Annotated in this window: 18 protein-coding genes; 9 read left to right on the top strand and 9 right to left on the bottom strand. The window is 71.7% G+C overall.

All coding sequences use genetic code 11. From position 1 onward, the window contains the following. The first annotated feature begins 89 nt into the window (after window positions 1–89). Window positions 90–800 carry a guanitoxin biosynthesis heme-dependent pre-guanitoxin N-hydroxylase GntA gene (gene gntA / locus ABZ840_RS20395; protein WP_361561464.1) on the top strand — a complete coding sequence of 237 codons (711 nt, stop codon included), beginning with the start codon at window positions 90–92 and terminating at the stop codon, window positions 798–800. A gap of 69 nt (window positions 801–869) precedes the next feature. Here gntA and alaS read toward each other — a convergent pair whose 3' ends face one another. Together alaS and tsaD are read right to left on the bottom strand one after the other, a co-directional pair. Continuing rightward, complete coding sequence (alaS, locus tag ABZ840_RS20390) at window positions 870–3,515, bottom strand: alanine--tRNA ligase (protein WP_361561463.1); 2,646 nt, start codon at window positions 3,513–3,515, stop codon at window positions 870–872. 52 nt (window positions 3,516–3,567) lie between these two features. After that, a complete protein-coding gene (tsaD, locus tag ABZ840_RS20385) occupies window positions 3,568–4,638 on the bottom strand; it encodes a tRNA (adenosine(37)-N6)-threonylcarbamoyltransferase complex transferase subunit TsaD (RefSeq protein ID WP_361561462.1) in 1,071 nt (356 codons plus the stop codon). A 199-nt stretch (window positions 4,639–4,837) separates the two neighbouring features. Here tsaD and ABZ840_RS20380 point away from each other — a divergent pair, with 199 nt between their 5' ends. Further along, window positions 4,838–6,190: a cytochrome P450 gene (locus ABZ840_RS20380; protein ID WP_361561461.1), complete on the top strand. Its 1,353-nt coding sequence runs from the start codon at window positions 4,838–4,840 to the stop codon at window positions 6,188–6,190. Window positions 6,191–6,224: 34 nt separating this feature from the next. On the opposite strand, the gene ABZ840_RS20375 is transcribed toward ABZ840_RS20380, so the two are convergent. The 5 genes from ABZ840_RS20375 to ABZ840_RS20355 all read right to left on the bottom strand — a co-directional run bounded on the left by ABZ840_RS20375 (window position 6,225) and on the right by ABZ840_RS20355 (window position 10,990). Further along, window positions 6,225–6,383, bottom strand: coding sequence for a hypothetical protein (locus tag ABZ840_RS20375; RefSeq protein WP_361561460.1), 159 nt, complete (start codon window positions 6,381–6,383; stop codon window positions 6,225–6,227). 138 nt (window positions 6,384–6,521) lie between these two features. Next, complete coding sequence (locus tag ABZ840_RS20370; RefSeq protein WP_361561459.1) at window positions 6,522–7,484, bottom strand: cytochrome c oxidase assembly protein; 963 nt, start codon at window positions 7,482–7,484, stop codon at window positions 6,522–6,524. 116 nt (window positions 7,485–7,600) lie between these two features. Further along, entirely contained in the window at window positions 7,601–8,626 is a 1,026-nt protein-coding gene (locus tag ABZ840_RS20365) for a 6-phosphofructokinase (RefSeq protein WP_361561458.1), read from the bottom strand. Window positions 8,627–8,991: 365 nt separating this feature from the next. Then, on the bottom strand, window positions 8,992–9,720 hold the full coding sequence (locus ABZ840_RS20360; protein WP_361561457.1) for a glutamine amidotransferase: 729 nt from the start codon (window positions 9,718–9,720) through the stop codon (window positions 8,992–8,994). Between the two features lie 31 nt (window positions 9,721–9,751). Beyond that, on the bottom strand, window positions 9,752–10,990 hold the full coding sequence (locus ABZ840_RS20355) for a MurT ligase domain-containing protein (RefSeq protein ID WP_361561456.1): 1,239 nt from the start codon (window positions 10,988–10,990) through the stop codon (window positions 9,752–9,754). A 256-nt stretch (window positions 10,991–11,246) separates the two neighbouring features. Between ABZ840_RS20355 and def the strand changes: the two genes are divergently transcribed. Next, window positions 11,247–11,795, top strand: coding sequence for a peptide deformylase (gene def, locus ABZ840_RS20350; RefSeq protein ID WP_361561455.1), 549 nt, complete (start codon window positions 11,247–11,249; stop codon window positions 11,793–11,795). A gap of 3 nt (window positions 11,796–11,798) precedes the next feature. Here def and ABZ840_RS20345 read toward each other — a convergent pair whose 3' ends face one another. Next, entirely contained in the window at window positions 11,799–12,440 is a 642-nt protein-coding gene (locus tag ABZ840_RS20345) for a TetR family transcriptional regulator (RefSeq protein WP_361561454.1), read from the bottom strand. A gap of 149 nt (window positions 12,441–12,589) precedes the next feature. Between ABZ840_RS20345 and ABZ840_RS20340 the strand changes: the two genes are divergently transcribed. Continuing rightward, window positions 12,590–13,816: an acyl-CoA dehydrogenase family protein gene (locus ABZ840_RS20340; protein ID WP_361561453.1), complete on the top strand. Its 1,227-nt coding sequence runs from the start codon at window positions 12,590–12,592 to the stop codon at window positions 13,814–13,816. Between the two features lie 140 nt (window positions 13,817–13,956). Here the strand turns inward: ABZ840_RS20340 and ABZ840_RS20335 are convergent, their stop codons facing one another. After that, entirely contained in the window at window positions 13,957–14,715 is a 759-nt protein-coding gene (locus tag ABZ840_RS20335) for a GntR family transcriptional regulator (RefSeq protein WP_361561452.1), read from the bottom strand. Window positions 14,716–14,907: 192 nt separating this feature from the next. Between ABZ840_RS20335 and ABZ840_RS20330 the strand changes: the two genes are divergently transcribed. The 5 genes from ABZ840_RS20330 to ABZ840_RS20310 form a co-directional block, all read left to right on the top strand. Continuing rightward, window positions 14,908–15,945 (top strand): nucleoside hydrolase, encoded by a 1,038-nt coding sequence (locus tag ABZ840_RS20330; RefSeq protein ID WP_361561451.1) that lies wholly within the window; start codon window positions 14,908–14,910, stop codon window positions 15,943–15,945. Then, window positions 15,942–17,393, top strand: coding sequence for an MFS transporter (locus ABZ840_RS20325; protein ID WP_361561450.1), 1,452 nt, complete (start codon window positions 15,942–15,944; stop codon window positions 17,391–17,393). The genes ABZ840_RS20330 and ABZ840_RS20325 overlap by 4 nt, the downstream gene beginning before the upstream one ends. Window positions 17,394–17,643: 250 nt before the next feature. Continuing rightward, window positions 17,644–19,431 (top strand): glyoxylate carboligase, encoded by a 1,788-nt coding sequence (gcl, locus tag ABZ840_RS20320; RefSeq protein ID WP_361561449.1) that lies wholly within the window; start codon window positions 17,644–17,646, stop codon window positions 19,429–19,431. Window positions 19,432–19,542: 111 nt separating this feature from the next. Next, the gene (locus tag ABZ840_RS20315) at window positions 19,543–20,367 is read left to right on the top strand and encodes a TIM barrel protein (RefSeq protein ID WP_361561448.1); all 825 of its coding nucleotides are present in this window, start codon (window positions 19,543–19,545) and stop codon (window positions 20,365–20,367) included. A 54-nt stretch (window positions 20,368–20,421) separates the two neighbouring features. After that, window positions 20,422–20,537 (top strand): NAD(P)-binding domain-containing protein (locus tag ABZ840_RS20310; protein WP_361561715.1); only part of this gene is annotated, 116 nt, incomplete at its 3' end.

Here is a 20,537-nt window from a genome sequence, read left to right as displayed (position 1 = left end):
CCTCGCACGCGGATCCCGGGAGCCGCCGGTACAGGGTGGGCGCCTTCGTACGCACAGGAGGAGCGATCTCCTTTAGAGGAGGCACGTAATTGGAAGGAAGGCTGGCCATGACTGCGGATGCGCGTGGCGAGGTCGAGGAGTTCATACTGGGGGAGCGGTTCGCCTGCCTGGCAGGCCGTTCGGCCTGGCGGCGGGGCGGTATCACCCACCGGCACTACGACCGGATGGGAACCGAGGAAGCCGCCCGCCTGATGGCGTACGACCTCTCTGAATTCGTCGACGGCGCGGACTGGAGCGCCCGGACGTTCACCAGCTTCATCGCGACCTTCGAGGAACCTCGCGGAGTCGATGAGCTGCGGTTCGAGGAACTGCTCTGGCAGCAGCTGCAACTGCTCCACGAACAGGACGCCGAAAGCCATCGCTGGGCCGAGGGCTATTCGTCCGATCCGCAGTCCGGCGAGTTCGGGTTCTCCGTGGCCGGCCATCCCTTCTTCGTGATCGGCCTGCACGAGACGCACGTCCGCTGGGGCCGCCGGCCGCCCTTCCCGATGCTGGCCTTCAATTCCCACGAGCAGTTCGCCGCCATCAAGGGCGCCGGGATGTGGGACCGCCTCGCGGACAAGATTCGCAAGCAGGACATCAAGCTGCAAGGCGATATCAATCCGAACCTGTACGAGTACGAGCAGCTTTCCGAAGCCCGCCGTTACTCCGGCCGCCCCAAGCCCGCCGATTGGCAGTGCCCCTTCGCCGCCCGGCAGCGCGAGGAGGAGCGCGAGCTGACGACGGTCTCGGCGCTGTAAGCAGCAAGCAGCCGAAGGCACCGGCCGCCGAGCGGCCGGTGCCTCATCAGTGATCGCCGACGGGGCGGGTCAGCGGTCGCCGACCAGGCGGGGCAGCTCCGCCAGGGTGTCGGCCAGCCGCTCGGCGGGCACGCCGCCGCCCTGCGCCAGTTCGCCGAAGCCCCCGCCCCGGCCGCCCAGAAGCTGCTTGACCAGCGCGGACGCGTCCAGGCCCACTTCCCGCGCGGCCTTGTTCAGCGCGATGACGACCACCCCGGAAGCCGTACCGACACCGGCCACGCCCGGCACCGCGGCCGACAGCCGGTCGCGTACGGCCGTGGCCAGGGACCGGGCCTCGTCCGTGCCGCCCTCGGCGGTCGCGGTCACGACCCGCACCCCGCCCGCGTCCACCGCACCGGCCGACAGCTCGCCGGCCCGCTGCGCGACGGCCTGCTGCTTGAGCCGGGCGTTCTCCCGGTCGGCGGCCTTGAGCCGGTCCAGCAGGCCGGCGATCCGGTCGGGAAGCTCGGCGCGCGGCGCCCCGAGCTGTTCGGCGATCCCCGTGACCAGGTCCCGCTCGCGGGCGAGGTACGCGAAGCCCTCGATGCCGACCGCCGCCTCCAGCCGACGCATCCCGGCGCCGACCGACCCCTCGGAGGTCAGCGCGATGGTGCCGATCTGGGAGGCGTGCGCGACGTGGGTGCCGCCGCACAGCTCCCGCGACCAGGCCCCGCCGATCTCCACGACGCGGACGCTGTCCCCGTACGTCTCGTCGAACAGGGCGAGCGCCCCCAGCTCCCTGGCCTCGGGAAGCGGCATCCACTTCACCTCGACGGGCAGGTCCCGGCGGAGGGCCCGGTTGGCGACCTCCTCCACCTCGCTGCGCACGGCGGGGGTGAGGGCGCCGCGTCGGGGGAAGTCCAAGCGCAGGTAGCCGGGCCGGTTGTACGAGCCGGACTGGAGGGCCGTGGGGCCCAGGACCTCGCGCAGGGCGGCGTGCAGGACGTGGGTGCCGGAGTGCGCCTGCCGGGCGCCGAGCCGCCACTCGGCGTCGACGGCGGCGTGCACCGTGTCCCCGGCGGCGAGCTCGCCCGCGGTGACCCGCACCTGATGCGCGACCAGCCCCGGCAGCGGACGCTGGACGTCGAGCACCTCGGCCTCCACCGACGTCCCCGACAGCGTGCCCGCGTCGCTCTCCTGGCCGCCGGACTCCGCGTAGAAGGGCGAGCGGTCCAGGACGACGGTCGCGATCTCACCGGTCCGCGCCACGGGCACCGGGCCCTCGGCCCCGAGGACGGCCAGTACGCGGGATTCGGTGGCCAGGGTCTCCCAGGCCCGCCAGTCGGTCGGGCCGTGCGCGTCCAGCACGCCGCGCAGCGCCGAGGTGTCGGCGGTGGCACCGGCCTTGCGGGCACGGGCGTCGGCGCGGGCCCGCTCGCGCTGCTCGGTCATCAGCGCCGTGAAGCCCTCGCGGTCCACCTCCACACCTTGTTCGGCGGCCATTTCCAGGGTGAGGTCGATGGGGAAGCCGTACGTGTCGTGCAGCAGGAACGCCCGGTCGCCGGGCAGCGCCCGCCGGCCCTGCCGCTTCACCTCGGAGATCGCGGTGTCCAGGACGGTGGTGCCCTGCTTGAGGGTGGCGCGGAAGGCGTCCTCCTCGCCGTACGCCTGGTCGGCGATCCGGGCGAACGACTCGGCGACGTCCGGATAGCCGGGAGCCATGCAGTCCCGGGCCATCGGCAGCAGCTCGGGCAGCGCCGGGTCGTGGTGGCCGAGCCGGCGCATGGACCGGACGGCGCGGCGCAGGATCCGGCGGAGCACGTACCCGCGGCCCTCGTTGCCCGGCGTGGTGCCGTCGGCCAGCAGCATCAGCGCGGTGCGTACGTGGTCGGCGACCACCCGCAGCCGGACGTCGGCGCCCTCCTCGGCGCCGTACCGCACCCCCGCCAGCTCCGCTGCCCGGTCCAGCACGGGCCGGGTCTCGTCGATCTCGTAGAGGTTGTCCTTGTCCTGGAGCAGGGTGGCCATGCGCTCCAGGCCCATGCCGGTGTCGATGTTGCGGCGGGGCAGCTCACCGAGGATCGGGTAGCCGGACTTGCCGCTGCCCTCGCCGCGCTCGTACTGCATGAAGACGAGGTTCCAGAACTCCATGAAGCGGTCCTCGTCGACGGCCGGGCCGCCCTCGGGACCGAACGCCGGGCCGCGGTCGTAGTACAGCTCGGAGCACGGCCCGCAGGGCCCCGGTACGCCCATCGACCAGAAGTTGTCCTCGTCGCCGCGCGCCACGATCCGCTCGTCGGGCAGCTCGGCGATCCGCCGCCACAGGATGCGCGCCTCGTCGTCGGAGTGGTGGACGGTGACCCAGATGCGGTCCGGGTCCAGGCCGAAGCCGCCGTCGGCCGGTGCGGCCGTGGACAGCTCCCAGGCGTACCCGATGGCCTCCTCCTTGAAGTAGTCGCCGAAGGAGAAGTTGCCGTTCATCTGGAAGAACGAGCCGTGCCGGGTGGTCCTGCCGACCTCCTCGATGTCGAGCGTGCGGACGCACTTCTGCACGCTGGTGGCCCGTGGCCACGGGGGAGCGGTCACGCCCGTCAGGTACGGCTTGAAGGGCACCATGCCGGCGTTGACGAAGAGCAGCGTCGGGTCCGGGGTGGGCAGGGGCGCGCTGGGGACGACCGTGTGGCCGCGCGCGGCGAAGTAGTCGAGGAAGCGGCTGCGGATGTCGGCGGTACGCAAGGTTCGGTGCTCCGGTGGGTGGGTCCGACGGACGGGAGGGCGGCGGCGGTGGTCATGCCGCTCGTGCGGGCGTGCGCGCGACCGGGTGCAGGGCCGCGTGCACGAGCGGCGCCGAGGGGTCGATGGAGACGTCCAGCGGGGCGGGCGCGGCGCCTGCCCGCACCAGCAGGTCACCGACGGCGGCGATCATCGCGCCGTTGTCGGTGCACAGCCGTGGCGGCGGCACCCGCAGGGCGATGCCGGCGGCCCGGCAGCGCTCCTCGGCCAGCGCCCGCACCCGGGAGTTGGCGGCCACGCCGCCCACCACGACCAGCGTGGCGATGTCGTACTCGCGGCAGGCGGCCACCGCCTTGCGGGTCAGTACGTCGGCGACGGCCTCCTGGAGCGCGGCGGCGCCGTCGGCGACCGGTACGTCGGCGCCCCGCGCGCGGTGCCGCTCGGCCCAGCGCGCTGCGGCGGTCTTCAGCCCGGAGAAGGAGAAGTCGTGGCGGGAGTCGCGCACCCCGGTCAGCGGGCGCGGGAACGCCACCGCCTGCGGATCGCCGTCCCGTGCTGCGCGGTCGATGGCGGGGCCGCCGGGGTAGGGCAGCCCGAGGACGCGCGCCGCCTTGTCGAAGCACTCGCCCGCCGCGTCGTCGACGGTGTCGCCGAGGTGCACGATCGGGTCGCGGGCCAGGTCGCGGACGAGCAGCAGGGAGGTGTGCCCGCCGGAGACGATCAGCACCATGCACGGATCGGGCAGCGGCCCGTGCTCCAGGGTGTCGGCCGCGACATGCCCGGCCAGGTGGTGCACCCCGTACAGCGGCACGCCGAGGGAGTACGCCAGCGTCTTCGCGCCGGCCAGGCCCACGTGGAGGGCGCCCGACAGCCCCGGCCCGGTGGTGACCGCGACGGCGCCGATGTCCGTCATGCGCAGCCCGGCCCGGTCCAGGGCCTCGTGGACGACCGGCGTGAAGGAGTGCACGTGCGCCCGTGCGGCGATCTCCGGCACCACCCCGCCGAACCGGGCGTGTTCGGCCATGCTCGACGCCACGGCGTGGCCCAGCAGCCGTCCCTCCCGGACCAGCCCCGCGCCGGTCTCATCGCACGACGACTCGATCCCGAGCACCACCGGAGAGCCCACGACAGCCTCTTTCACCTAGATCCTGCAATTGCAACCCGTATGCAATAAGGTACCCGCGCGTCCCGCTCCGGTGCGAAAGCGCGTACCGAGGCGCCCGCGTGGAACCCATGATCAACGGGGCAAACCCTGCGATACTCTCCGCAAGCACATCGGACCGGCCCCCCACCCCTCCGTGCCTCCTCGTGTTCCGGGAGCCCTCATGCCCGTGTCCACCGTCCCCCTCAGGCCCGTCCCCGGACCGCGCGGCGTGCCCCTGCTCGGCAACCTCCCCGCCTTCGGACGGGACCCCCTCGGCTTCCTCGTCCGGCTGCGCGACGACTTCGGGGACGCCGTCACCTGGTCCCTCGGCCCCAAGCGCAGCCTGTTCCTCTTCCACCCCGAACACATCGCGGAATTCCTGGCCGCCCGGGAACGCACCTTCGAGCTGCTGGAGATCGGCTGGGCCTTCAAACAGCTCATCGGCGACAGCCTCATCCTCAGCAAGGGCAGCGACTGGCGCCGCAAACGGTCCCTGGTCCAGCCCACCGTCCGCCCCCGCCAGGTACGCGCCTACGCCTCGGCCATGGTCGAATGCGCGCGGACCGCGGCCGACGACTGGCACGACGGCGACCGCATCGACGTACGGCAGCAGATGACGCTGATCACCCAGCGGATCGTGCTGCGCACCCTCTTCGGCAACGACCTGGGGGACCGCACCCGGGCGCTCGGCGAGGCGATGGCCGAGGCCGAGCACGGCATCGGCGCCGAACTGCGGAACATGAGCCTCTTCCTCCCCGGCTGGGTCCGCACCCCCGGCCGGCGCCGCTTCCTCCGCGCCGTCGCCACCATCGACGCCGAAATCCACCGCCTCATCCGCGCCCGGCAGCGGTCCGGCGACACCGCCGACCGCGACGACCTGCTCAGCAGGCTCCTCGCCGCCCGCGACGAAGAGGGCCGCCCGCTCACCGCCAAAGAGGTCCGCGACGAGGCCGCCACCCTCTGGGCCGCCGGACACGAGACCACCTCGACCGCCCTGACCTGGACCTGGTACCTGCTCTCCCGCGCACCCGAGGCCCGCGAACGGCTGACCGCCGAACTCGCCCAGGTCCTCGCCGGCCGCCCGCCCACCATCGACGACTACGACCGCCTGCGGTGGACCCGCCAGATCATCAAAGAAGCGCTCCGGCTCTACCCGCCCGCCTGGCTCATCCCCGCCGTCGCCCGCGACGGCGCCGCAGTCGCGGGCACCCGCATCCCCGCCGGCACCGTCGTCTGGTGCAGCCAGTGGACCACCCACCGCGACCCGCGATGGTTCCCCGAGCCCACGAGCTTCCGCCCCGAACGCTGGGACCCGGACGCCCCCGACCCCGTACCGGACCACGCCTGGTACCCCTTCGGCGGCGGCCAGCGCACGTGCCTCGGCGCCCGCTTCGCCCAGGTCGAGGCCGCACTCCTGCTCGCCACCCTCGCCCAGCGGTGCCACCTCGACGTCGCACCCGCCGACCCGAACCCGAGCGTCGGCCTGCTCCTCCAGCCGGCCGCACCCCTGCACGCCACCGTCCGCTGTCGCTGACCCCCGCCGCCCGCCGGGCCGGCCGGACACGGGCTCACCAGCGCTTGCCGGTCACCACCCCGACCGTCACCAGGGCCAGCACCACCCACGCGAACCACAGCCAGCCACTGCTGCCCAACGCCACCGTGTAGGCCGTGGCCAGAATCAGCCCGCCCACCGTGCAACCCGCCATTGCCTTGGTCGATCCGGGCATCCTGGACCTCCTCACGGCAGCCCGGACACGGATATGCCACGGGCCGCGGCCTTGGGAACATGTTCCCCGGCCGCGGCCCGTACCGCCAGCTTTCGCCGGATTCCGCCGCGCTCGCCCGGCCCCTCGGCCGGGCCGCCCTCAGCCCTGGCTGCCCTGGCTGCGCGCGTTCAGCGACGCCAGATACGCGTTGTACGCCGCCAGCTCCTTGTCACCGTCCCGGTCCGCCGCCCGGTCCTTCCGCACCGACTGCCGCTTCTCCGTCGTGTACCACTGGAAGACCAGCGCGATCAGCACCAGCACCGACGGAATCTCACTGAACGCCCAGGCGATACCGCCCGCCGCCTGCTGGTCCGACAGCGCATTGATCCCCAGCGACGCCGGCGGGTTCCGGAACGTCTTGACCATCGTCTCCGACGCCATCATCAGCGCGATGCCGAAGAACGCGTGGAACGGCATGCCCGCGAACAGCTCCAGCATCCGCATCACGTAACCGGGCCGGTGCGGCCCCGGGTCCACGCCCATGATCGGCCAGAAGAACACCAGGCCCACGGCGAGGAAGTGCACCATCATCGCGATGTGCCCGGCCCGCGACTCCATCAGGAAGTCGAAGAGTGGCGTGAAGTACAGCGCGTACAGGCTCGCGATGAACAGCGGAATCGTGAACGCCGGATGCGTGATGATCCGCATGTACCGGCTGTGCAGCAGCGCCACCAGCAGCTCACGCGGCCCCTTGCGGCCGCGCCCCGCCGTCGGCAGCGCCCGCAGCGTCAGCGTCACCGGCGCGCCGAGCAGCAGCAGGATCGGCGACAGCATGCTGATCACCATGTGCTGCACCATATGAACGCTGAACATGGCCATGCCGTAGTCGTTCAGCTTCGTGCACATCACCAGCGCGACGCTCAGCACACCCACGACCCAGGCCACGATCCGGCCCACCGGCCAGTTGTCGCCGCGCCGCCGCAGCCGCAGCACGGCCCAGCCGTACAGCGCCAGCCCCAGCAGGCAGCCGACGAGGAAGAAGGCGTCGCCGCCGAACTCCAGCCCGCGCCCCAGCGTGAACGGCGGCAGATCCATCATCATGCCGTGCCCGCTGTGATCCATCCGCTCGCTCCTGATTCGCACCAATGCTCCGCGACCAGCCTAGAGCCGCCCCCGGCGCGAACGGTGACCGGGGGCGGCTCGTACGTGGCGCAACTACCCGGAGCGATCCCCGCCGCTCAGAGCACCCACTCGGCCTCCGCGTACCGGTCGCCCGGCACGGTCTTCAGCGTCTCGACGGCCTCGGCCAGCGGCACCAGCGTGATGTCCGTACCGCGCAGCGCGGTCATCATCCCGAAGTCGCCGCGGTGCGCCGCCTCCACCGCGTGCCAGCCGAAGCGGGTCGCGAGCACACGGTCGTACGCGGTCGGAGTACCGCCGCGCTGCACGTGCCCCAGGATCACCGCACGGGCCTCCTTGCCGAGCCGCTGCTCCAGCTCGACGGCCAGCTGCCGGGCGACGCCCGCGAAGCGCTCGTGGCCGTACACGTCCTTGCCGCCGACCTCGAAGTCCATCGAGCCCGGCCGCGGCTTCGCGCCCTCCGCCACGACGACGATCGCGAACTTCTTGCCGGCGTCGAACCGGGCCGCGACCCGCTCCGACAGCTCCTCGATGTCGAAGGGCCGCTCGGGCACCACGACGGCGTGCGCGCCGGCCGCCATGCCGGAGTGCAGCGCGATCCACCCGGTGTGCCGGCCCATGACCTCGACGATCAGCACTCGCTGGTGCGACTCGGCGGTGGTCTTGAGGCGGTCCAGCGCCTCGGTCGCGACGCCGACCGCCGTGTCGAACCCGAAGGTCAGATCGGTCGACGCGATGTCGTTGTCGATGGTCTTCGGTACGCCGACGATCGGCAGCCCGGCGTCCGACAGCAGCCGTGCCGCCTTGAGCGTGCCCTCGCCGCCGATCGGGATGATCGCGTCCAGGCCGAGGTCGGCGACGTGGCCGCGGGCGCGCTCGACGCCGTCCCGCAGATGCGCGGGCTGTACGCGGGAGGACCCGAGGATGGTGCCGCCACGGGCCAGGATGCCGCCCACCGCGTCGAGGTCGAGCTTGCGGTAGTCGCACTCCAGGAGGCCGCGCCAGCCGTCCTGGAAGCCGATGACGTCGTCACCGTGGTCGGCGACGGCGCGGTGGACGACGGAGCGGATGACGGCGTTCAGACCGGGGCAGTCGCCTCCGGAGGTGAGTACACCAATACGCATTGCTCGTAGAAACCCTCTGCGATTCAACCGGATGCCCGGACCCCGTCGTCCGGTTGGATGCCGTCACCCTACAAGCGCCGGGCCCCCCGCAGTGCCGTTGCCCGCACTACGGACCAGGACGTCCGAAACCCCGCCCCACCCCACCGCGACCCGGAATTCCCACCGGAGACCCCACCACCCATCGAGAGCCCCGGAACCCCACGAGACCCCCCCACTCGCCGAGACCCACCCACCTGTCGAGAATCACCGACCCGCCCCGGCCACCCGAACCCGGGCACACGAAACCCCCCTCACCCGTTGAAAGGCAAGGGGGGCCGCGCGCCGAAACGTTGCCCCGCAGCCGCTCCCGGCCGCCGGACAGTGACCTAGGCCGGCTGCGTCGCCGCCGCGATCCGCTCCTGGCGCAGCGCCTCGTACCAGTGGTCGTTCACCGGCGGCAGCGCGTTCACGTCGAGCGCCAGCTTGATCAGCAGGTCGGCGATGTGCGGGTTACGGGCCATCACGGGACCGTGCATGTAGGTACCGAAGACCGTGTCGTTCCACGCGCCCTCGAAGCCGTCGCCCACGCCGTTGCCCTTGCCGAACCGGACCTTCGCGAACGGCCGGGCGGTCTGGCCGAGGTGCGTGACGCCCTGGTGGTTCTCGAAGCCGGTCAGCGGCGGGAGGTTGAGCTGCGGGTCGATGTCGGCCAGTACGTCGCCGACGCACCGCTCGCCCTCGCCGCGGGTGCTCACCACGTCCAGCAGCCCGAGGCCCTGCTCGCGCTCGCCCAGGTCGTTGATGAACTCGTGGCCCAGGATCTGGTACCCGGCGCAGACCGAGAAGACGATCGCGCCGTTGGAGACGGCCCGGTTCAGGCCGCCGTCCCGGCGCAGCCGCTCGGCCGCCAGGCGCTGCGGCCGGTCCTCGCCGCCGCCGATCAGGTAGATGTCGCCCGAGGTGGGGATCTGCTGGTCGGAGCGGACGTCCAGGCGCTGGACGTCCAGCCGGCGCTGGCGCGCGCGGCGCTCCACCACCAGTGCGTTGCCCTGGTCCCCGTACGTGCTCAGCAGGTCCGGGTAGATCCACACCAGACGCAGGCTGTTCTCACTCATGCTTGCTCGTCCTTGTCCGTTGCGGAGCCGGTCAGTTGCCCACGCGGCGGCGCAGGTCCTGGAAGGCGGTGTAGTTCGCGATGACCTCGATGCGGCCGGGCGGCGCCTGCCGTACGGCCTCGTCGACGTCCTCGCACACCTGGAAGTCCAGGCCCGCGACCTCCAGCCGGACGGCCAGGTCCAGCTTGCGGTCGCCGATCACGAAGATCGGGTGACCGGCGAGCCGGGTGTAGTCGACGTCCCAGAGCCAGGAGGTGTCCGTGCCGTCGGCGCCGCGGGCGTTGACGGAGAGGATCACCGGGGTCGGCGGCGGGTCGATCAGCGAGAACGTCTCCAGCCAGCCGGCCGGGTTCTTCGCGAGCAGCAGCCGCAGCTCGCGCTGCATGAAGGAGACCACGTCGTACCGGCCGGCGACCGCCTGGACCCCGTACATCCGCTCCAGGGCGATCTGCGGGGGCACGCCGAACGCGGCGGCGACCGCGGCCGAGGTGGTGGCGTTGGCCTTGTTGGCGCGGCCGGGCAGCTGGAGCTTGATGGGCCAGGCCGAGCCGTGCGGGTCCAGTACGTGGTCGCCGGAGAGCGCCCAGCTCGGCGTCGGGCGGCGGAAGCCGCACTCGCCGCAGAACCAGTCGTCGCCGGGGCGCTGCATCACGCCGCCGCAGGACGGGCAGGACCAGGCGTCGTCCTTCCACTCCTGGCCGGCCGCGACCCAGACGACGTTGGCGGACGAGGAGGCCGCCCAGACGATCAGCGGGTCGTCGGCGTTGGCGACGACGAGCGCCTTGGAGCCGGCCAGCCCCTCGCGCCACTTCTCCGCGAGCATGCGGGTCTCGGCGGCGCGGTCGAGCTGGTCACGCGAAAGGTTGAGCAGCGCGATGGCCTTGGGGGTGACGTCCCGGGCGACGCCCGCGAGGTACTTCTCGTCGACCTCGATGACGCCGTACTTCGCGTCCGAACCTCCGGCCAGCGCCGAGGTGATGCCGGCCGGCATGTTCGCGCCGAGTGCGTTGGAGACGACCGGGCCGCTGGCCCGCAGTGCCTCCGCGATCAGCCGCGTGGTGGTCGTCTTGCCGTTGGTCGCGGACACCAGGACCACGTCCAGGTGGGTTGCGAGCCGGGCCAGCAGGTCGGGGTCGAGCCGGAGTGCGACCTTGCCACCGATCACCGAGCCGCTGCCGCGGCCTACCGCGCGCGACGCCGCCGCCGCGGCCCTGCCCGCCGTCACGGCCAGCTTGGCCCGCGGCGACAGCGGGTCCGTGTTGCCTGCCATCGTCCTAGATCCTCCTTGCATCCGGCGCCCTCCTGCCCCCTGGGGCCGCCGGTGGAACGCCCCTCCGTACCGGCCCGGCCGGCCGGGAGGCTGTGGTTGGGGATCAGCCTATCGATTTCCGCGCCGGAGCCCGAACCAGACCACCCGTGAGGAAGTGTGAAGGTTACCGTTCGGACCATCTTCGACGCGGTCCGGCGGGGCGGCCGGCCGGGACCGGAACGTCGCTGGTCGTCGGCCGGAACGTACCCTTTCCGTCATGCGAAACCGCTCCCTCCCCGGCACTTCCGGCCGTGTCCGCCCGATGCGGCTGCTCGGCGACCCGACCCTGCACGCGCCGTGCGAGGAGGTCACCGACTTCGGGCCGGCGCTGGCCCGGCTGGTGGAGGACATGTTCGCGACGATGTACGCCGCCCGGGGGGTCGGCCTCGCCGCGAACCAGATCGGCGTGGACCGGCGGGTGTTCGTCTACGACTGTCCGGACGACGAGGACGTACGGCACCTCGGGCACGTGGTCAACCCGCGGCTGGTGGCGGTGGACGGCGATCTCGTACGCGGTCCCGAAGGGTGCCTGTCGCTGCCGGGCATCGAGGCGGGTACGCCGCGCCACGACGAGGCGGTGGTCGAGGGCGTCACGCTGGACGGGGAGCCCGTCCGGATCTCCGGCACCGGCTTCTTCGCCCGGTGCCTGCAGCACGAGTGCGACCACCTGGACGGCGGCCTGTACGTCGACCACCTCACGGGCCTGCGCCGCCGCCGCGCGCTGCGGGCAGCGGCGAAGGCGCCGTGGGCGGCGGGGCGCGCGTAGTTCCTAGAAGCCGGGGCCGCCGGGGCGGTCGCCCGCCGCGGCGAGGCGTCCCCAGAGCAGGTCCGCGAGGTGCTGTACCAATTGCGCTCGCGAACACGGCTGCTCCCGCAGCCACCAGTCGCCGGCCGCGTGCATCATGCCGACTATGCCGTGGCCCCACACCCGCGCCAGCTCGCCGCCGGCCGGTCCCAGGTCCACCCGCTCGGCGATCACCTGCGCCAGCTCCTCCCCGAGGCGGCGCAGCAGGGGAGCGGAGTGCCGGCCGACGTCGAAGCCGCTGTCGGGCGTCTGTCCCTCGTCGGACGGATGCATCAGGAAGCGGTACACCTGGGGCCGGGCCTCGATCGCCGAGAGGTAGGTGTCGAGGGTGGCCTCGACCCGGTCCCTCCGCGGTACGGGGGAGTCCAGCGCGGCGCGCAGTCCGGCGAGGAGGGCGTCGGTGTGGCGTACGGCGAGGGCGCGGTAGAGGCCGCCCTTGTCGCCGAAGTGGCGGTAGAGGATCGGCTTGGTGATCCCGGCCTCGGCCGCGATGGCGTTCATCGACGCCTCGGGCCCGTCGCGGAGGACCACGCGGTCGGCGGCCTCCAGCAGCTCGCGTCGTCGGCGCTCGCTGGCCGTACGGCGGCTCTCCTGTGTCATTTCCATCGTCCGGCTCCCCGCCCTGGTGAATTCGTGCTGTTCGCGCAACGTAACACCCTGCCATCGGAGGGGAGATATCGGTCGCTGAGGTTGACAGTCCTTACTCGCGAGTAACAGACTGCCGTTACCGCAAGTAACGCACTGCTGGAGGGGTCATGGCCGAGTTCATCATGGAACTCAACGACGAGCAGAAGGAAGTCCGGGACTGGATCCACGGGTTCGCCGCGGACGTCATGCGCCCCGCCGCCTCCGAGTGGGACGAGCGGGAGGAGACGCCCTGGCCGGTGATCCAGGAAGCGGCCAAGATCGGAATCTACTCCCTCGACTTCTACGCCCAGCAGTACTTCGACCCCACCGGCCTCGGCATCCCCATGGCCATGGAGGAGCTGTTCTGGGGCGACGCGGGCATCGCCCTGTCGATCGTCGGTACCGGCCTCGCCGCCGTCGGCGTCCTCGCCAACGGCACCGAGGAGCAGATCGGTACCTGGATACCGCAGATGTACGGCGACGTACAGGACGTGAAGGTCGCCGCCTTCTGCTCCTCCGAGCCCGACGCCGGTTCCGACGTCGCCTCGATGCGCACGCGTGCGGTCTACGACGAGGCCAAGGACGAGTGGGTGCTGAACGGCACCAAGACCTGGGCGACCAACGGCGGCATCGCCAACGTCCACGTCGTCGTCGCGGTCGTCGACCCCGAGCTGGGCTCCAAGGGCCACGCCTCCTTCATCATCCCGCCGAACACCCCGGGCCTGTCACAGGGCCAGAAGTTCCAGAAGCACGGCATCCGCGCCTCGCACACCGCCGAGGTCGTCCTGGAGGACGTACGCGTCCCCGGCAGCTGCCTGCTCGGCGGCAAGGACAAGCTGGACGAGCGGCTGGCCCGCTCCCGCGAGCGCGCCAAGAAGGGCGGCGAGCGGGTGAAGAACGCGGCGATGGCCACCTTCGAGGCCTCCCGCCCGGCCGTCGGCGCCATGGCCGTGGGCACCGCCCGCGCGGCGTACGAGGAGGCTCTGGAGTACGCGAAGACCCGCGAGCAGTTCGGCCGCCCGATCATCGACAACCAGGGCGTCGCCTTCCAGCTCGCCGACATGCGCACCTCGATCGACGCGGCCCGGCTGCTGGTCTGGCGCGCCTCCTGGATGGCGGTCAACGGCAAGCCCTTCACCGCGGCGGAGGGCTCCCAGTCCAAGCTCTTCGCGAGTGAGACGGCGAAGAAGGTCACCGGCCAGGCCATCCAGATCCTCGGCGGCAACGGCTTCACCCGCGAGTACCCGGTGGAGCGCATGCACCGCGACGCCGCGATCTACACGATCTTCGAGGGCACGAGCGAGATCCAGCGCCTGGTGATCGCCCGCACGCTGGCGGGCATGCCGATCCGCTGACCCGCGCCGCGGACGCCCCCGAGGCGCCGCGCCACGACGACATGAAGGGCCTCGCTCCGCAGGGAGCGGGGCCCTTCGTCGTCGTTCGGATGTCCAGATGCGCCCGGATGCGTTCAGGCGCGGTGCGTTGTCCGGAGGGTTCAGACGCGGTGCGTCGTCTGGAGGAGAGGGGCGCCCGCGGGGAGGAGGTACTTGGCGGTGAGGAGGGGGTGGGGGCCGGAGAGGACGGTCTGGGTCACCAGGACGGCGGGGGTCTCGGCCGGGCGGGACATGGCCTCGCCGCGCACCTTGCCCAGCGTCGTGGCGCCGGTGGAGCTGCGGGCGGTGAGGGGATGGTCGTCGGCGAGGGCGGCGAGGAGCCGGGCCAGCATGGTGGTCGTCGGCTCGCCCTCGGCGGGGGGCGCCGCGAGGGCGGCGGGGAGAGCGGGGGTCAGGGCCGCGAGGGTGGTGTCCTCCGCGGCCCATTCATGGGCGAAGCAGGCCGGTACGCCGTCGATCTCGATGAGCGTTTCCCAGAACCAGGCGCGGCTGGAGGGCGGCAGGCGCAGGTGGTAGCCGGAGAAGTCGGTGGGCTCGTCCTTCTCCGCGACGCGTCGGCGGCACGCGATCCGGCCCTGGCCGAGCAGTGACTCGATGGGGGCCAGGCGCTCGAAGCCACGGGCGGGCGGCGGCTGGTTGACCCGGCTGCCGACGCCGTGCCGGCGGGTGATCACCCCGTCCTCCTGGAGCAGGATCAGCACCTCGCGCAGGGCCGGGCGGCTGACTCCCATGAGGCTCGCGAGCTCGGGCTCCGAAGGGAGGTTCGAGCCGGGCGGGAAGGTGCCGTCCTGGATGGCCGCGACGATGCGTTCGTACAGCTCGACGCGGGGCTGGCGCCGACGCGTCACCGGGGGAGTCATGGGGTTGTCTTACCTCTTTGTGAGTGCCTGAAAAGTAAGAGTGTCGTGCCTTGCGGTGCTGGTCAAGGCCGTGGAGGGGTCCATCTCGTTGATCGTCGACTCTTGTCAGGGTTCCGGCGTGGGGCTAGCCTCCTCGCGCCGACGCCGAGATGTCAGACAACAATGCGTCGTGCTGGATCGAAAGGCCCCCTTATGACCTCCGGTATCTCCCACCGCCCCCTGCTCATGGACTGCGACACCGGCGTCGACGACGCCCTCGCCCTGCTCTACCTCGCCTTCACTCCCGGCGTCGACCTGCGCGCGGTGACGACCGTCGCGGGCAACACCGACGCCGTCAGCGCCGCCCGCAACACCCTCCAGGTGCTGGAGCTGGCCGGCCGTACGGACATCCCGGTGGCGGCCGGCGCCGACACGACGTACCGCGGCGAAGCCCCGCACTACGCCACCCATGTGCACGGCGACAACGGTCTCGGCGGCGTGGAACTGCCCGCGCCGTCGGCCCGGCCGGTCGCCATGGACGCCGCCGACCTCATCATCGAGACCGCCCGGGCGGCCGGCGGCGAGCTGGCGATCCTCGCCACGGCGCCGCTCACCAACCTCGCCGTCGCCCTCCGCCGCGAGCCCGAGCTGCCGAAGCTCGTCAGCCGGCTCACCGTGATGGGCGGCGCCGTCCACCACCCCGGCAACATCTCCCCGCTGGCCGAGGCCAACACAGGCAACGACCCCGAGGCCGCCGACCTGGTGTTCTCCGCCGGCTGGCGGGACCTCATCATCGTCCCGCTGGACGTCACCATGCGGGAGAACCTCACCGAGGAGCTGCGGCAGCGGCTGCTCGCGCACGGTTCCCCGGCCGGCCGGTTCGCGGGCGAGATCCTTGCCCAGTACTACGCGTTCTACGAGGCGGGCACGTTCCCCTTCCGCGGCGCGGCCTGCCACGATCCGCTCGCCGCCGCCATCGCCGTGGACGAGGTCGAACCGGTACTGGCGCCGCGCGTCCATGTCGCCGTCGACACGGGGGACTCGGTGGGGCGCGGTGCGCTGGTCGCCGACACGCGCGGCTGCTACCTCGGCTACCCGGAGCGCGCGGAGGCCAACGCGCGGGTGGTGCTGGAGACCGCGGGGACCTTCCCGGAGCTGTTGGTGGACCGCATCCGCGCGGGCGCCGAACGGCTCGCCCTCGGGGACAGGAGTGCGCCGGACAGCGGGCTGGCACAGGCGGCCGGCGCATGAGCCTCCTCCGCGGCACCGCCCCGGAGGCCGTACGGCAGGGCCCCGGGCCCGGCCGGCTCCTCCCCGCCCTGCTCCTCGGCGTCATCGCGTTCCAGCTCAACGCCTCGATGGTGACGCCCGCGCTGCCGCACATCGCCGGCTCGCTCGCCGCGCCGCTCTCGCAGATCGCGCTCTCCCAGACGCTGTTCTTCCTGATCGGCGGCGTCGCGGGCGTGGTGCTCTCCCGGCTGGGCGACCATCTCGGGCGGCGCCGGGTGCTGCTCGGTTCGCTGGCCGTGATGTGTGTGGGCACCGTACTGGCCGTGTGCGCGCCCAACGCCGCGGTGCTGATCGCCGGACGGATCCTGCAAGGCGCGTCCGGTGCCACGTTCCAGCTGACGTACCTGGTGCTGCGCGACACGCTGAGCCCGCAGCGGTTCGGTACGGCCATGGGGCTCACCACCGCGATCAACGGCGGCGTCGGGGGAGTGGACGGCTTCCTCGGCGGGCTGCTCGCCGACCGCCTGGGCTTCCGCTGGATCTTCGCGGTGATCCTGGTCGTCGGGCTGGCCGCGATCGCCCTGCTGCACCGGGTCCTGCCGGCGGACGCACCCGAAGCGGCGGACGCGGACGGGGATGAGGCCGGGCGGCCGGGGCGGATGGACTGGTGGGGCGCGAGTGCCCTCTCCGGCGCGCTGATCTGCGTCAACCTCGGTATCGGGGAGGGTTCTTCCGGCGGCTGGGGGAGCGGCCGGACGGCGGCGCTGCTGGGCGCCGGCGTGCTGCTCCTGGCCGTGTTCTGGCAGGTCGAGAAGGGGCGGTTCCGGCGGTCCGGGCGTCCTGCGGCCGAACCGCTCATCGCCGTGGCGCACTTGAAGTCCCGTCAGGTGTGGCCGCTGGTGGCGACCACCCTGCTGACGCTCACCGGTGTCTTCGCCGCGATGAACTTCACGGTCGTCCTGCTCAGCCAGGACACCGGCGTCGGATACGGGATGACGGCGACCCTCTCCTCGCTACTGCTCCTCACGCCGGCCGCCGCGATCGGCCTGGGCGCCGCGCCGTTGGCCGGCTGGCTCGCGCCGCGCCGCGGCTGGCTGCCCGTCCTGCGTACGGGACTGCTGTGCTGTGCGCTGGCCCTCGCGGTGGCAGCCGTTCTGCCGGGGGAGCGGTGGGTGGTGATCGGGGCGTTCTGCGCGCTGGGCATCTTCTACAACGGGCTGACGATGACCACGCTGAACGGGCTGGGCGTCGTGCTCTCGCCCAAGGAGAGTCCCGGGGCGCTGCCGGGGCTCAACGGTGCCTGCTTCGGCATCGGTGCCTCGGTCGGCATCGCCGTCGTCGGGCCGCTGGCCGGCGCCGGGACGCTCGGCGGTTACCGGGCGGCGCTGTGGGTCGCGGTGGGCATCGCGCTGCTGGCGCTGCTCACCTCGCTGCTGATCGCCGCCCCGGAGCGGGAGGCGACGCCCTGACGGCGAGGCCGCCGTCCCGTTGCCGGAGCTGTTGTCAGACCTCTTTCGCCGCGCCCTCCCCTCGTCATGGGGGAGGGCGCAGCTGTCTTTGGTGCCGGTCGCTCCGAGTCCGGTCTTGACGCCTGCCGTGACGCGCTCTACTTTCTACTTCCATAAAGCAAAACAATATTTCCGCTATACGGAAGTAGCGAGTTCCGGGCCTCATGGCCGGAGCGCGCCTGACAGGCCGATGACGACGCAGGAGTACTCGATGCCTCGTATGACCGCCGCGCGTGCGGCTGTGGAGATCCTCAAGCGCGAGGGTGTGACGAACGCCTTCGGCGTGCCGGGTGCGGCGATCAACCCCTTCTACGCGGCCCTGAAGGCCGGCGGCGGAATCGACCACACCCTCGCCCGCCACGTGGAGGGCGCGTCCCACATGGCCGAGGGGTACACCCGTACGCACCCCGGCAACATCGGTGTCTGCATCGGTACCTCGGGCCCCGCCGGCACCGACATGATCACTGGCCTGTACTCCGCGATCGGTGACTCGATCCCGATCCTGTGCATCACCGGGCAGGCGCCCACCTCGGTGATCCACAAGGAGGACTTCCAGGCCGTCGACATCGCCTCGATCGCCAAGCCGGTCACCAAGGCGGCGACCACCGTCCTGGAGGCCGCGCAGGTCCCCGGCGTCTTCCAGCAGGCCTTCCACCTGATGCGCTCCGGGCGTCCGGGCCCGGTCCTGATCGACCTGCCGATCGACGTCCAGCAGACCGAGATCGAGTTCGACCCCGAGACGTACCAGCCGCTGCCGGTCTACAAGCCGGTCGCCAGCCGGGCTCAGATCGAGAAGGCCATCTCGATGCTGAACGAGGCCGAGCGGCCCGTGCTGATCGCCGGTGGCGGTGTCATCAACGCCGACGCCTCCGACCTCTTCGTGGAGTTCGCCGAGCTGACCGGCACCCCGGTCATCCCGACGCTGATGGGCTGGGGCGTCCTCGCCGACGACCACGAGCTCAACGCCGGCATGGTGGGTCTGCAGACCGCGCACCGCTACGGCAACGAGAACTTCCTGGCGTCCGACTTCGTCCTCGGCATCGGCAACCGCTGGGCCAACCGTCACACCGGTTACAAGCTCGACGTCTACCGCCAGGGCCGCAAGTTCGTCCACGTCGACGTCGAGCCCACCCAGATCGGCAAGATCTTCGCCCCGGACTACGGCATCGCCTCCGACGCCAAGGCCGCGTTGGAGCTCTTCGTCGAGGTGGCGAAGGAGATGAAGGCCGCGGGCAAGCTGCCCGACCGTGCCGAGTGGGCCGCCTCCACCCAGGAGCGCAAGGCCACCCTCCAGCGCCGTACGCACTTCGACAACATCCCGATGAAGCCGCAGCGCGTCTACGAGGAGATGAACAAGGCGTTCGGGCCGGAGACCCGGTACGTCTCCACCATCGGCCTCTCGCAGATCGCCGGCGCGCAGATGCTGCACGTCTACAAGCCGCGCCACTGGATCAACTGCGGCCAGGCGGGCCCGCTGGGCTGGACCATCCCGGCTGCGCTGGGTGTCGCCACCGCCGACCCCGACGCGCAGGTCGTCGCGCTCTCCGGTGACTACGACTTCCAGTTCATGATCGAGGAGCTGGCGGTCGGTGCCCAGCACCGCATCCCCTACGTCCACGTCCTCGTCAACAACTCCTACCTGGGCCTGATCCGCCAGGCGCAGATCGGCCTGGACATCAACTTCCAGGTCAACCTGGAGTTCGAGAACATCAACTCGCCGGAGCTGGGCGTCTACGGCGTGGACCACGTCAAGGTCGCCGAGGGCCTGGGCTGCAAGGCGATCCGCGTCACCGACCCGAGCGAGCTGGGCGCCGCCTTCGAGCAGGCCAAGAAGCTCGCCGCCGAGCACCGGGTGCCGGTCGTCGTCGAGGCGATCCTGGAGCGCATCACCAACATCGCGATGAGCAAGACCGCGGACATCAGCGATGTCACGGAGTTCGAGGAGATCGCCACGGAGCCGTGGCACGCGCCGAGCGCGATCGTGCCGCTCAAGAGCTGACCGCGACGGGCCGCCCGCCCGCACCCCGCGGGCGGGCGGCCCGTACCCGTACGCCGGAGGCCGGTACCCGTACGCCTCCGGACCGACTGCACCGGAAGGAACCCACCCCTCATGGGCTTCACCGACAACCGTTTCGACGTCAATCTGTCGATCCTCTTCACCGAGCTGCCGCTGCTGGAGCGGCCCGCCGCGGCGGCTGCCGCCGGGTTCACGGCGGTCGAGCTGTGGTGGCCGTGGGTCGACGCGCCGGTGCCCGCGCAGTCCGAGCTGGACGCGCTGCGGGACGCGCTCAACGACGCCGGCACCCAGCTGGTCGGGCTGAACTTCTACGCCGGACAGCTGCCCGGCCCGGACCGCGGCGCGCTCTCCGTCCCCGGCGAGGAGTCGGACAAGTTCCGCGCCAACATCGATGTCGCCGCCGAGTTCGCCCGCACGATGGGCTGCACGGCGCTCAACGCGCTCTACGGCAACCGGGTCGAAGGCGTGGACCCGCAGGTCCAGGACACCCTGGCGCTGGAGAACCTGGTACTTGCTGCGCGTGCCGCCGACCGTATCGGTGCGACGCTGCTGATCGAGGCGCTGAACCAGCCCGAGTCGCCGCTCTGCCCGATCGTCTCGGCGCCCAAGGCGATCGAGATCGTCGACAAGGTCAACGCGGCGACGGGCCTGGGCAACGCCAAGTTCCTGATGGACCTGTACCACCTGGCGATGAACGGCGAGGACCTCAACGAGGTCATCGACACGTACACGGACAAGACCGGGCACGTGCAGATCGCCGACAACCCGGGCCGTGGCGCCCCGGGCACCGGTGAGCTGGACTTCGCCGACCTGCTCGGCCGTCTGAAGAAGGCCGGTTACGACGGCTGGATCGGCCTGGAGTACAAGCCCGGCGACCGCCCGAGCCACGAGTCCTTCGGCTGGCTCCGCGGCGCCTGAGCCTGCCTTTCTCCCCCTCTCAACATCCCGTTACGGAAAGGATTTCTTACCTCAATGAGTGCTCTTCCCAAGGTTGCGTGGGTCGGTCTGGGCATCATGGGCTCCCCGATGGCGGAGAACCTGATCAAGGCCGGCTACTCCGTCACCGGCTACACCCTGGAGCAGGACAA

Origin of the sequence: Streptomyces sp. NPDC047117 (assembly GCF_040643545.1) — a bacterium.
Classification (GTDB): Bacteria; Actinomycetota; Actinomycetes; order Streptomycetales; family Streptomycetaceae; genus Streptomyces.
This window is presented reverse-complemented; position numbering and strand designations above follow the sequence as displayed.